Below are 11,858 nucleotides of genomic sequence, written 5' to 3'. Positions count from 1 at the left end.
CGGGCGGATCCTCAACAGACCGCTGGCCGGGCACGCGGCCGCGCCGTGGCGCCCGGCCGAGACGCGAACCCTGCGGTCAGCCCATCGTCTTCTGGCCGTCCAGGGCCTCCCGGATGATGTCGGCGTGCCCGGCGTGCTGCGCGGTCTCGGCGATGATGTGCAGCAGCACCCGTCGGGCCGACCAGGTGGCGCCGGGCTCGAACCAGGGCGCCTCCGGCAGCGGGTGGGCGGCGTCCAGGTCGGGCAGGGTCCGGACCAGCTCGTCGGTACGGGCGGCCACCGTCTCGTACTCCGCGAGGTAACCGGCGAGGGTCTCCCCCGGCACCATCGTGAAGTCGTTCGCGTGCTGCTCGTAGGTGGCGGGGTCGTTCCAGGCCGGCATCACGGACGGTCCGTCGACGATGAAGTTCGCCCACTCGCGCTCGGTCGCGGCCACATGTTTGATCAGCCCACCGAGGCAGAGCGCGCTGACGGTGGTCCGCTGGGCCGCCTGCTCGTCGGTGATCCCCTGCACGGTGTGGCGGAGGAAGAACCGGTGCCTGGCCAGTGACTCCAGCAGGTCGGCCCGCTCGCCGGTGACGGTGCTCTGCTCGCTGACGGTGCTCTGCTCGCTTACCGTGGTCTCGGCGCTGCTCATGATGGTGTCCCTTTCGACGTACGGTCACGTCGACCGTACCGATGGCCACCGACACTTCCGCCCGTCACGCGTCGGAGCGAACCTGCGAGGCCGCTGACAGGGCTGAGGACGAGGGCCCACCCCGGCATCCGCCGGCCGGGCGCGAGGTTGCCCGTGGTCACGGGCCGAGGATCCTGCCGAGCATCTCGATGAGCTGCTCGGCCGCCGCCGCCGTGTCGTAGTCGGGGTCACGGAGTCGTTCGGCCACGATCGCGTCGACACCCCCGCCGACGATGATCGCCGTCGTGCGTACGTCGGTGTCACCACTGCCTCCGCGCGCGGGTCGGGCCGCGTCGATGAGTTCGGCCAGCGGGCGGCCGGATCGTGCTCGACGTCGTCGTGGACCATCGCCTCGATGACCATGCGGGTGTGCCGGGGGTGCTCCCGCAGATGTCCCACCATCGACCTGACGTACGCGGCGGGCCGGTCAGCAACGTCGGCGGCGTCGACCGCACGAGCGACGTCGCCCACGAGCGCGGAGAGGACGTGCTCGTGGGCAGCGCACACGACGGCGGCTTTCGCGGGGAAGTGGTACAGCACGGCCGCCTTCGTGATGCCGGCGCGTTCGGCGATGGCGGCCAGCGACGCTCCGGCGTAGCCCCGCTCAGCGACGATCGTCTCCGCCCGCCATCACGTCGGATACGGATCTCCTTGAGCGTGATCGGGCTCGTCGCCCTCGTCGTTGTCTTCGGGATGCGTAAGCCCGCTCCCATCGGACACTGGGACAACGCCGACGGACAGGACCGCTTCCTCCGGGCTCACCGGACGGCCTTCGCCGTCCTGCCCACCCCGGCGGAGACCATCGACGTACGCACCGACTTCGGCTTCGTACGTGTCTACCGCTTCGCCAGCGCCGGTGCCGGCACCACAGGCGGCGGGAACCTTCCGCTGCTGCTGCTACCGGGACGCGCCTCGGCGACGCCGGTCTGGGCCGACAACGTGCCCGAGTTACTGAGAATCGGCAACGTCTACACCGTCGGCCTGTCCATCGGCGGCTGGACCGCGGTCAACCTCGCCCTGCACCGACCGGACCACATCGCGTCGATGACCGTCGTCGACCCGGTGTACGTCTTCGCCGACATGCCGCTCGGCACCATCGTGCGCTCGATCCCGGCCGCTCTGCCGTGGCTGCCGGGCTCCTGGCGGGACAGCTTCAACTCCTACACCGCCGGCGGCGTGCCGGTCGGCGACGAGCCGGTCGCCGACATGATCGAAGCGGGCATGCAGCACTACAGGCTTCGGCTGCCGCAGCCGACCAGGATCAGCAAGAAACGACTCGGGCGGCTCGACCTGCCGGTTCTTGCGATCATCGCCGGAAAATCGGTCATGCGCGACCCGCAGGCGGCCGTCGAGACCGCGCGACGGGCCTGGACCTCGCGGTGTGTCCGACCAAAAGCCTGCTCCGTGGAACCGGCGGACTGACCGGTGCCCCGGCGGCCACTCATGAACGGTCCTCCGCCAGCAGGACGACCCCGTCGAGGTAACGGCGGTAGGCGCCGCGCAGGCGTACCCGGTCACCAACGACCTCGCAGCCGACCGTGCCGCCCCGGGCGGAGAGCTGCCGGGCGGTCAGCCGGTCCCGACCCAACCGGTCCGCCCAGTACGGCGCCAACTGGCTGTGCGCCGAACCGGTCACCGGATCCTCGAAGAGCCCGGCGGCGGCGCCGAACCAGCGGGAGACGAAGTCGACCCCGTCGGTGTCGCCGGGGGCGGTGACCACGATTCCGCGTACCGGAAGGTCCCGCAGGCCGGTGAAATCCGGGACCACCGCACGGACCTGGGCCGCGTCCGCCAGCACGTAGACCAGGTCGGTGTCCACCAGCCGTACCTCGGGCTCGACGCCGAGCGCGGCGGTGGCGGCGGCGGAGGTCGGGTCGTCCGCCGGCACCGGCCGGAGTCGGCCGGCCGGGAAGTCCAGCTCCAGCCGGCCGTCGTCGCTGCGGGTCACCGGCAGCCAGCCGCTGCGGGTCCAGAAGTGCAGCCGTTCGGCGTCGGTGTGCAGGTCGTCGAAGAGCTGGGCGGCGGCGGCCAGGGTGGCGTGGCCGCAGAGGTCGACCTCGGTCACCGGGGTGAACCAACGCAGGTGGTAGCCGGGTTCCCCGTCCGGCGGCGAGCCGGCCTCCGGCGGCAGGTCGGCGACGTGGAAGGCGGTCTCGGAGAGGTTGTTCTCGGCCGCGATCGCCTGCAGCACCGGGTCGGGCAACCACCGCGGCAGTGGCATCACCGCCGCCGGGTTGCCCTCGAACAGCCGGTCCGCGAAGGCGTCGATCTGGATCAGACGGAGGCGCACCGGACCTGTCTACCAGGGAGGTCACCGCGTCCCCCGGCCGGGATCCGGCCGAGGGGATCAGGCCAGCTCGGCCTCCCGGAGCAGCCGCCAGAGTCCCGCCCCGTCCGGGGCGCAGAACCACCGCTCGCCGAGCAGCCCGGCGGCCGGGCTGCTGCCGTCGACGCTGTCCGCCGGAGCCGGGAAACCACCGGCCAGCACCGCCTGGGTCGGGGAGAGCCGGCGGATCAGCACGCCGGCGACGCTGTCCGGGTACTTGGCCGCGAAGTCGGCGTAGATCTCCTGGTCGTGCTGGCCGTCGTCGCCGACCAGCAGCCACCGGATCGCCGGGAACTCCTCGGCCAGCCGGGCCAGGGTGGCCCGCTTGTGCTCCCGTCCGCTGCGGAACCAGCGGTCGGCGGTCGGCCCCCAGTTGGTCAACAGGATCGGTCCGGCCGGGTAGAGGTGCCGGGACAGGAACCGGGTCAGGGTCGGCGCGACGTTCCAGGCACCGGTGGAGAGGTAGAGCACCGGAGCGCCGGGGTGCGCGTTCACCAGCCGCTCGAAGAGCACCGCCATCCCGGGCACCGCCATCCGGGCGTGCTCGTCGAGCACAAACGTGTTCCAGGCGGCGAGCAACGGGCGGGGCAGGGCGGTGACCATGACCGTGTCGTCGATGTCGGAGATGATGCCAAGGCGCAGCTCCGGGTCGACGATCCGGACCGGGGCGTCGACCGGGTCGGCACCGGGACTACACAGCCGTACGCTCTGCCAGCCGGGTGCCAGGTCAGCCTCGACAACAAGGTCGATGAAGCCGCTGCGGTCCGCCCGGGCCTCGTGCCGGCGGCCACCCGCCTCGATCACCACGGGGGCGTGCTGCACCGGCAGGGTGGCGAAGCTGCGCCAGCCGCGTACCTTCTCGGGGCGGCGGCGGGGCCGGCGGCGCAGCCGGGTCAGCAGCACCCGGCCCAGGACCCGGATCCAGCCCGGGGCGCCGTACCCGGCGTACGGGACGATCGTGACGTCCCAGCCGCCCTGGCCCAGCCGGCGCTCGATGAACTGGTGCACCGCGTCCTCGATGCGGGCCGCCCGGTGCAGCCGGGGCGCGGGCGCCTGACCGGCGGGTTTGACTTCCCCCCCACGACTGAAGCCGGGGGATTCCCGTGGTTGAGGCGCGTTCACGCCGCTAACCCCTCGGGTGGTTGACGCTTCGCAGACCGCCTATCGGCGAGGTCTCCGCGTCGTGTCACCGCCAGCCCGGCGGCGAGAATGTTCCTGGCCGCGTTCACGTCGGCATGTGCCTGGTGCCCGCAGGCAACGCACCGGAAGACCGCTTGGCTCTCGCGGGACTTGGGTGCAAACTGCCGGCAGGCGTGGCAGGTCTGCGACGTGTAGGCGGGGTTGACCTTTACGACGGTCGCTCCGTGGTAACGCGCCGCGTGTTCGAGGGCGGCCAGGAAACCGCCCCAGCCTTTGCTGAGGATGGCCCGGTTCAGCCCGGCCTTGGCCCGGACGTTGTGACCCGGCTGCTCGGTGGTGCCCTTGGCGCTGGCTGTCATGTTCTTGACCCGCAGGTCCTCGACAATGACAAGGCCGTGCTCGCGGACCAGCCGCACCGCAGTCTGCGCGGCGAAATCGGCCCGGCGTGCCCGGATGCGGGCCTGCAGTCGGCCGAGCTGGGCGCGCACGGCGTCGCGGCGCTGAGACCGCCGGTTACGGCCGTGGATTCGCAACGATCGGGCCATACGCTGCTGCAACCGGCGGATTCGGCGTAGCTCGCCCGGGTTGGCGAACTCGCGTTCGTACAGGTCGCCGTCGGAGGTGGCAACCGCGACGGTGACGCCCCGGTCGACGCCGACCGGCGGATTTCCGTTCGGCTCCACCCGCGCCACGCCATCCTCGACGCAGAACGAGATGTACCAGCGCCCCCCATCGCGGCTAACAGTGGCGTTGCGGATGGTGCCGCCCAGCGGCCGGGTCCAGCGAAACCGGACGGGGCCGAACTTCGGCAAGCAAACCTGACCCCATCGGCGGTTCAGCCGGCACACGGCGATCTGGTTGGGGTCGGGAAACCGGAACGACGGTGCGGTACGCGTCTTGGATCGCCACCGTACCTTCCACGTCCCGTGCGTGCGGCACGCCCTGTCCAGATCACGCAGGGCCTGTTGGAGCGTGTGTGACGGGGCATCGGCCAGCCACGTGCAGTCCGGGTCCTTCTTCGCCTCCGCCATCTGACGGGCCTGCTCGACGTAGTTAATCCACGCCCCGCGCCGTCGGTATTCGCGGCGCTGCTCCAGTGCGGTGTTCCACACTGCCCGACAGGCCGCGCCCACCTGCTCGGCGTAGACGGCCTGCCCGGGTGTGAACGCCAGCAGGTAGCGGCGGCCGGTCAGCATTCAGCGGCCCTTCTGTTGCTCAACGTACCGCTTGACCGCCGCCAAGGGATCCCCACCCGTGGTCGCCACGAAGTACGAGTTGGTCCACAACGTCGGCAGCCGCGAGCGAAGCGACGGAAATTCCTCGCGCAGCACCCGCGACGTGCGGCCTTTGATGGCCTTGACCAACCTGTGGATGCCATACTGCGGATCGACCTCGAGCAGCAGATGGACATGGTCAGGCATGACCTCCAGCGCGACCAGCCACGCGCCCTTCTCCTCCACGACCTCATGGACGAGTTGCTTGAGCCGTTCCTCGATCCGGCCGCCAAGCACCTGCCGCCGGTACTTCGGGCACCACACCACGTGAAAGGCACACTGGAAGACAACGTTGCTGCTCGACCGCATGGTGACGGACACCCGGGCAGCATACAGCGCTGGGCTATCTATCGTTCGCACTGGTTCGATGTGCTAACCCCACGGCTGAAGCCGGGGCTCTGCGCGATCTGCATTCCGCTCAGCGACACCATGACACCCTGCCACAGACCCGCCAGCCGGGCCATGACAGATCCACTACCGGGTCCATGAAAGATCAAAAACTCTGGGCCGCACCACCACCTGCGTCGATCCGTGGCCTCGGGGCGTTGCGACTGTGGAAGACTCCGAGACGGGACGACGACGGGGGCGTTGGTCGTGTCGGTGGCGGTGCCGCGCGGAGGTCGGCTGGTCCGGTCACTCGACCGGCCGGGCGCGGTGGCGCTCGTGCTCGGCACGCTCGGGGTCGGCTACCGGCTGGCGCTGATCCTGCTCACCGTGCCGGGGTCGAACAGCGACGAGGCGACGTTCGGCCTGGTCGCGATGCACATCGCCGAGGGCCGGTCGTTTCCGGTGTACCTCTACGGCCAGCACTACATGGGGACCGTGGAGAGCTTCCTCGCCGCGCCGTTGTTTGTCCTCTTCACTCCAAGCTGGACACTGCTGCGGCTGCCGCTGATCGTGCTCTACGCGCTCTTCCTCTTTCTGATCCACCGACTCACCCGGCGACTCTACTCCCCCTGGCTGGCCACCTTCACCGTCGGACTGCTCGCACTCGGCTCGGAACGCGTGATCCGGGACCAGATCACCGCGGTCGGCGGGCGCCCCGAGATCAAACCGGCGGTCCTCGCCCTGCTGCTGATCGCCCTCGCCCTCGGTGAACGCCGTCTCCGACCCCGGTGGTGGGCGTTCGGCCTCTTCGGGCTGCTCGCCGGGCTCTGTGTCTGGGACGACTGGCTGGTGCTGCCGTACCTGATCGCCGCGTTCGGGCTGCTGGTCGTCGGCTGCTGGCGGGCCCTGCTCGGCTGGGGCGGACCGCTGCTGCTGGTCGGGTTCCTGCTCGGGGTCGCCCCGCTGATCGTGGACAACCTGACCGCGCCGGCCGGACAGGACTCGATCTCGGTACTCCGGCAGGTCAGTGAGGGCACGACGGTGGTCACCACCGCCGGCCAGCGGCTGCACGGGGCGATCCTGGTCGGTCTCCCGCTGGCCACCGGACTCTGCCCGCCGGAACGCTGCCAGCCCTGGCAGATGTGGTGGGGCGGCCTCTACCCGGCACTGCTGCTCGTCGCGCTGGTCCTCGCGGTCGTCGGGCTGGTCCGGGCCGTCAGGTCGGCCGGCGGGCCGACCGCGGAACCGTCCGCGCCGAAGGACGCCGGGCCGTCGGGCCGGACCCCCGGTCCGTCGACCGCGGCGGTCGAGCCGGGCAGCCAGGCCGGACGGGCGGCGACCCGGATCCGGTACGTCGGCCAGCTCGCTCTCCTCGTCGGCGCCGCGCTCGCCCTGGCCGCGTACGCCCGCAGCGCGTCCGCCGCGACCGCCCCGCTGGCCAGCGCCCGGTACCTGTCGATCCTGCAGATCTCCCTTCCGGCGGTGCTCTGGCCGCTGTGGCTGGTCGCCCGCTGGGCCGGACGGGGCGCGGCGGGACCCGCCGCGCGGCTGGCCGGGATGCTCGCCGCGACCGTGCTGACCCTGCTGACCGCGCTGGTCGCGGGTGGCACGGCGCAGCTGGTCGGTGAGATCGGCACGATCCGGGCCGAGGAACGGCAGGCCCGGATGCTCGCCGACACCCTGCGCCGGGCCGACCTCACCCGGGTGTACGGCGAGTACTGGACCTGCAACCGGCTGGTGTTCATCGCCCGGGAACAGGTGGTCTGTGCGGTGGTCGGCGACACCCTGCGGCCGGGGCAGAACCGCTACCGGCCGTACGCCGCCGAGGTGGGGGCGGCGGACCGTCCGGCGTTCGTCCTCGCCGCCGGTGGTCCGGCCGAGGCCGAACTGCACCGGCTGCTGCGGCGTACCGGGGCGACCGCGACCGTGCAGCAGGTCGGCCAGCACCGGATCTACCGGCCGGACCGCACCGTCCGACCTCCCGAATGAGCCGTCGGCCATTGCCCGGTCATCTCCCGGCCACCGGTCCGACATCATTCCGCCGCCCGCCCGTTGCTGGCCTGAGCAGCAAAAAGGCCACCCCGGCCGGCTAGACTCCCGGGCGGACCGCGAGCCCTGTCGCGGACCGGCGGGGCGCCGCCCGGTCAGCTGTTTCCCGGCCCGCGCCCTGACCGCCTCGGGCCCCTCTTCGCACCCCGGGCACCTCCTGCGAACCGGTGAATTGAGCGATGAACGAAAACTCCTCCCTGCCCGACACCGTTGTTGTGCACCCCTCGGCCGAGGTCGACGAGGGTGCCCGGATCGGTGCCGGCACCAGAATCTGGCACCTCGCCCACATCCGGTCCACGGCCCGGATCGGCGCGGACTGCGTGATCGGCCGGAACGTCTACGTGGACGCGAACGCGGTGGTCGGCGACCTGGTGAAGATCCAGAACAACGTCTCGGTCTACCAGGGGGTGACCATCGAGGACGAGGTTTTTGTCGGCCCCTGCGCGGTCTTCACCAACGACCTGCGCCCCCGGGCGCAGAACCCGGACTGGGAGATCACCCCGACCGTGGTCCGGCGCGGCGCCTCGATCGGGGCGAACGCCACCATCGTCTGCGGGGTCGAGATCGGCGCGTACGCGATGGTGGCCGCCGGCTCGGTGGTCACCCGGGACGTGGCGCCGTACCAGCTGGTCGCCGGGAACCCGGCACGACCGAAGGGCTGGGTGAACGCCCGGGGTGAGGTGGTCTCCCGGGACCCGGAGCGCCCGCCGGCGCCGGCCGCCAAGGCGGAGGCGCACTGAACGTCGCAGTGACCGTCGGGTAGCAACGAACGAGCCCTGGCCGATCTGGGTCGGCCAGGGCTCGTCGGGTACCAGCGGGGTCGAGCCGGGTACCGGGTGGGAAAGTCTCCGCCTCACCCGCCAGTCTGACGGCGGGTGGCGGCCCGGTCAGCCGCCGATGACCAGCCGGCGTACCTCGGACCAGCGGGCCGGGTCGGTCACCCGCCGGCCGTCGACCAGCACCCGCACCGTCGGCAGGTCGGTCGCGCCGAGGGTCCGGTACTCGGCGTGGTCGGCCTGGATCACCGCCGCCGTCACCGGCTCGCCGTCGTACGCGGGCAGTCCGAGCGCGGTCAGCTCCCCAGCGGTGTACATCGGGTCCGAGACGTACGGCTTCGCGCCCCGGCGCCGTAGTGCGTCCACCGTCGGGAAGACCCCGGAGAACGCGGTCTCCTTGACCCCGCCCCGGTACGCCGCACCGAGCACCAGCACCTCGACACCGGTCAGGTCACCGACCGCGGCGCCGAGCAGGTCGACGGCGTACTCCGGCATCGCCGCGTTCGCCTCCCGGGCGGCCCGGACGACGGTGGCCGACGGGTCGTTCCAGAGGTACATCCGGGGGTAGATCGGGATGCAGTGTCCGCCGACCGCGATACCCGGCGAGTGGATGTGGCTGTACGGCTGGGTGTTGCAGGCCTCGATGACCTTGATGACGTCCACCCCGACGGTGTCGGCGTACCGGGCGAACTGGTTCGCCAGCCCGATGTTGACGTCCCGGTACGTCGTCTCGGCGAGTTTCGCCAGCTCGGACGCCTCGGCCGAGCCGAGGTCCCAGACCCCGTTGGGCCGGGGCAGGTCGGCGCGCTCGTCGAAGTCGAGTACCGCCTCGTAGAACTCGACGCCGTGCCGGGCCGAGGCCTCGTCCACCCCGCCGACCAGCTTCGGGTAGCGGCGCAGGTCGGCGAAGACCCGGCCGGTCAGCACCCGCTCCGGACTGAAGACCAGGGAGAAGTCGCGGCCGACGGTGAGTCCGGAGCCCTCCTGGAGCATCGGTGCCCACCGGCTGCGGGTGGTGCCGACCGGCAGCGTGGTCTCGTAGCTGACCAGGGTGCCGGGCTTGAGTCCGGCGGCGATGGCCCGGGTCGCGTCGTCCATCCAGCCGAAGTCCGGCACCCCGTCGGCGTCGACGAAGAGCGGCACCACCACGACCACGGCCTCGGCCTCGGCGACCGCCGCGGTGGTGTCGGTGGTCGCGACCAGCCGGCCGGCGGTCACCGCCTCCTTGAGCTTGACGTCCAGGTCGGCTTCACCGGGGAACGGTACGGCACCGTCGTTGACCAGCTGTACCACCCGCTCGGACACGTCGGCACCCACCACGGAGTGCCCCTTGTCGGCGAACTGCACCGCGAGTGGCAGGCCGATCTTTCCAAGGGCGACGACGCAAATCTTCATGGCGCCATGCTGCTGCCTACGGTCGCCTCCGCCGTAACCGTTGGATGACGCGTCGGGGGGTAACAGGTGTAATCGCGATGACGAACTGGCCGCGGTGACTCACCGTCGGGGTGACCAGGAAGAACCGGGCCCCCTGCCGGACCACCAGCCGGGAGACCGGCGGACGGATCGGTGCCCGCAGCGGCGCCGACCCGACGGCACCGAAGGCGGTCAACTGGGACCGTACCGCGTGCAGCCGCCCGGCGGCCGGCACGCCGTCGAGCAGCAGGCCCAACCGGAACTGGGCCCGCAGGGTGGTGCCGCCCTTGTCCCGGTTCGTCTCCAGGGTGGTCCCGGTGATCTCGCCAGCGGTCAGCCCGATCGGACCGGAGGTGAGCGGGATCAGATCCCGCCGGGGGGTCCGGGCGATGATCGTCAGCGCCCGTTCACCGTCCGGGCAGGTGTCCCAGGTGGCGACGATCGCCTCCAGCCGGGCGAGCCAGTCCGGCGCCGCCTCGGAGACGTCGAACCACTCGTCCGGCATGTTCAGTCGGGGGTCGCGGAAGCCGGGGTAGCCGGCGTACCAGCGGGTGCCGTCGATGATCGTCGGCGGTACGCCCTGTTCGGCGTCCTGCCGGATGACCGCGAGCACGTCCTCGACGCTGCCGCGCTGGGCGGTGGAGATCCGCAGCCGCGCCTCGATCTCCAACTGCGCCCGGATGTGGTCGGTGAGGTAGCGCTCGGCCAGGGCGCGGACCCCGGCCACCACCTCCTCCTGCACCGGCTGGTCGAGGTCGAGGAAGTCGTCCTCCAACAGCCGGGCGATCTCCCAGCTGAAGTGCCGCAGCAGGACGGCGTCGCGTTCCTTGCCAGGCTCGATCAGCCCGGCCACGACGGCGACGATCCGCTCGATGCTGCGCAGCCGGTCCAGGTGCCCGGCCCGGTAGGTGGCGTTGCCGGCGCCCACCCGGCGTGCCGCGTAGTAGAACTCGTAGTCCGCCAGCACCGAGACCCGTGCCGCCCGCAGGCACGCCTCGAGCGTGAAGGGCTGGTCGGCGGCGACCGGCAGGTCGGGGAAACGCAGGTGGTAGCGCTCGACAAGGGTGCGCCGGAACAGTTTGGTGTTCGACAGCGACCAGGGCAGCGCCGAGTCGAACAGTCCGATCTGGACCTCGTTGCCAGCGAAGACGCTCTGGTCGATGCTCCGGCCGCCGATCCCGACCACCCGGCCCAACACCACGTCCGAGCCGTACGCGTCGGCTGCGGTGACCAGGCGTTCCAGCGCCTCCCGACCGAGGTAGTCGTCGGCGCCGACAAAAAAGACGTAACGGCCGCTGGCCCGTTCCAGGCCACGGTTGCTCGGCGCGCCCAGACCGCCGGAGTACGGCTGGTGGACGACCTTCACGGTCTCCGGGTACAGCCGGGCGAACCGGTCCAGTTCCCGACCGCTGGCATCGGTGGACCCGTCGTCCACCGCGATGATCTCCATCCGGTGCCGACCGATGCTCTGGCGCACCAGGGAGTTGAGGCACCTGGTGAGGTAGGGCATGGTGTTGTGCACCGCCACCACCACGCTGACGTCGGGAACGCTCACGCCACGATCCCCGCCACGTCACGCAGAGGTCTCATCGGTGCTACGCCCACGACAGTGGGCCGACCGGCTCAGCCTCGTACCCGTCCATGATCCGTGTCGCTGCCTCTCCCACCGGGCCACTCCAGAGAACCTCGGCGAGTGTACGGCAACCGGAAGCGGGTGTCCTGGTCGGTTCGTCGCCCTTCACGCCTGTCTGACGGTATCGGTCGGTCGGGGTCGGCGGCCCCTCGCCGGGTCGCTCGACATCGCCGGACGTTAACGGTCGCGTGCTAGGTTCCGACCCCGCCGGTCGGCGCCGCCGACGCGTCGCCACCCCTTCGTG

Annotated in this window: 10 protein-coding genes; 3 read left to right on the top strand and 7 right to left on the bottom strand. The window is 71.3% G+C overall.

Annotation, left to right across the window (positions count from 1 at the left end):
• Positions 1 to 76 precede the first annotated feature (76 nt).
• Positions 77 to 637: a DinB family protein gene (locus ABGB05_RS13595; RefSeq protein WP_347653627.1), complete on the bottom strand. Its 561-nt coding sequence runs from the start codon at positions 635 to 637 to the stop codon at positions 77 to 79.
• A gap of 363 nt (positions 638 to 1,000) precedes the next feature.
• Between ABGB05_RS13595 and ABGB05_RS13590 the strand changes: the two genes are divergently transcribed.
• A complete protein-coding gene (locus ABGB05_RS13590; RefSeq protein WP_347653626.1) occupies positions 1,001 to 2,098 on the top strand; it encodes a hypothetical protein in 1,098 nt (365 codons plus the stop codon).
• A 19-nt stretch (positions 2,099 to 2,117) separates the two neighbouring features.
• Here ABGB05_RS13590 and ABGB05_RS13585 read toward each other — a convergent pair whose 3' ends face one another.
• The 4 genes from ABGB05_RS13585 to tnpA are packed head-to-tail and all read right to left on the bottom strand — an operon-like array spanning position 2,118 to position 5,737.
• Positions 2,118 to 2,966, bottom strand: a complete 849-nt coding sequence (locus tag ABGB05_RS13585; RefSeq protein ID WP_347653625.1) for a PhzF family phenazine biosynthesis protein — start codon at positions 2,964 to 2,966, stop codon at positions 2,118 to 2,120.
• A 57-nt stretch (positions 2,967 to 3,023) separates the two neighbouring features.
• Positions 3,024 to 4,124, bottom strand: a complete 1,101-nt coding sequence (locus tag ABGB05_RS13580; RefSeq protein ID WP_347653624.1) for a phosphatase domain-containing protein — start codon at positions 4,122 to 4,124, stop codon at positions 3,024 to 3,026.
• Positions 4,121 to 5,338 carry a transposase gene (locus ABGB05_RS13575; RefSeq protein WP_347653623.1) on the bottom strand — a complete coding sequence of 406 codons (1,218 nt, stop codon included), beginning with the start codon at positions 5,336 to 5,338 and terminating at the stop codon, positions 4,121 to 4,123. The genes ABGB05_RS13580 and ABGB05_RS13575 overlap by 4 nt, the downstream gene beginning before the upstream one ends.
• The gene (gene tnpA / locus ABGB05_RS13570; protein ID WP_347653622.1) at positions 5,339 to 5,737 is read right to left on the bottom strand and encodes an IS200/IS605 family transposase; all 399 of its coding nucleotides are present in this window, start codon (positions 5,735 to 5,737) and stop codon (positions 5,339 to 5,341) included.
• Positions 5,738 to 6,010: 273 nt separating this feature from the next.
• Here tnpA and ABGB05_RS13565 point away from each other — a divergent pair, with 273 nt between their 5' ends.
• Both ABGB05_RS13565 and ABGB05_RS13560 read left to right on the top strand, forming a co-directional pair.
• Entirely contained in the window at positions 6,011 to 7,732 is a 1,722-nt protein-coding gene (locus ABGB05_RS13565) for a hypothetical protein (RefSeq protein WP_347653748.1), read from the top strand.
• Between the two features lie 239 nt (positions 7,733 to 7,971).
• Complete coding sequence (locus ABGB05_RS13560) at positions 7,972 to 8,532, top strand: acyltransferase (protein WP_347653621.1); 561 nt, start codon at positions 7,972 to 7,974, stop codon at positions 8,530 to 8,532.
• A gap of 147 nt (positions 8,533 to 8,679) precedes the next feature.
• Here the strand turns inward: ABGB05_RS13560 and ABGB05_RS13555 are convergent, their stop codons facing one another.
• Together ABGB05_RS13555 and ABGB05_RS13550 are read right to left on the bottom strand one after the other, a co-directional pair.
• Positions 8,680 to 9,963: a nucleotide sugar dehydrogenase gene (locus ABGB05_RS13555; protein ID WP_347653620.1), complete on the bottom strand. Its 1,284-nt coding sequence runs from the start codon at positions 9,961 to 9,963 to the stop codon at positions 8,680 to 8,682.
• 16 nt (positions 9,964 to 9,979) lie between these two features.
• A complete protein-coding gene (locus tag ABGB05_RS13550) occupies positions 9,980 to 11,536 on the bottom strand; it encodes a glycosyltransferase family 2 protein (protein ID WP_347653619.1) in 1,557 nt (518 codons plus the stop codon).
• Positions 11,537 to 11,858: the final 322 nt, after the last annotated feature.

The sequence above is a fragment of the Plantactinospora sp. B5E13 genome (assembly GCF_039871775.1).
GTDB lineage: Bacteria > Actinomycetota > Actinomycetes > Mycobacteriales > Micromonosporaceae > Plantactinospora.
Note: the sequence above shows the minus strand (reverse complement) of the source record. Positions and strands in the feature narration are given on the sequence as shown.

Bases quoted from the DNA above. Each gene is read 5' to 3' on its own strand.
- ABGB05_RS13575 (WP_347653623.1), bottom strand. From the start codon at position 5,338: ATGCTGACCGGCCGCCGCTACCTGCTGGCGTTCACACCCGGGCAGGCC.
- ABGB05_RS13555 (WP_347653620.1), bottom strand. From the start codon at position 9,963: ATGAAGATTTGCGTCGTCGCCCTTGGAAAGATCGGCCTGCCACTCGCG.
- ABGB05_RS13595 (WP_347653627.1), bottom strand. From the start codon at position 637: ATGAGCAGCGCCGAGACCACGGTAAGCGAGCAGAGCACCGTCAGCGAG.
- ABGB05_RS13560 (WP_347653621.1), top strand. From the start codon at position 7,972: ATGAACGAAAACTCCTCCCTGCCCGACACCGTTGTTGTGCACCCCTCG.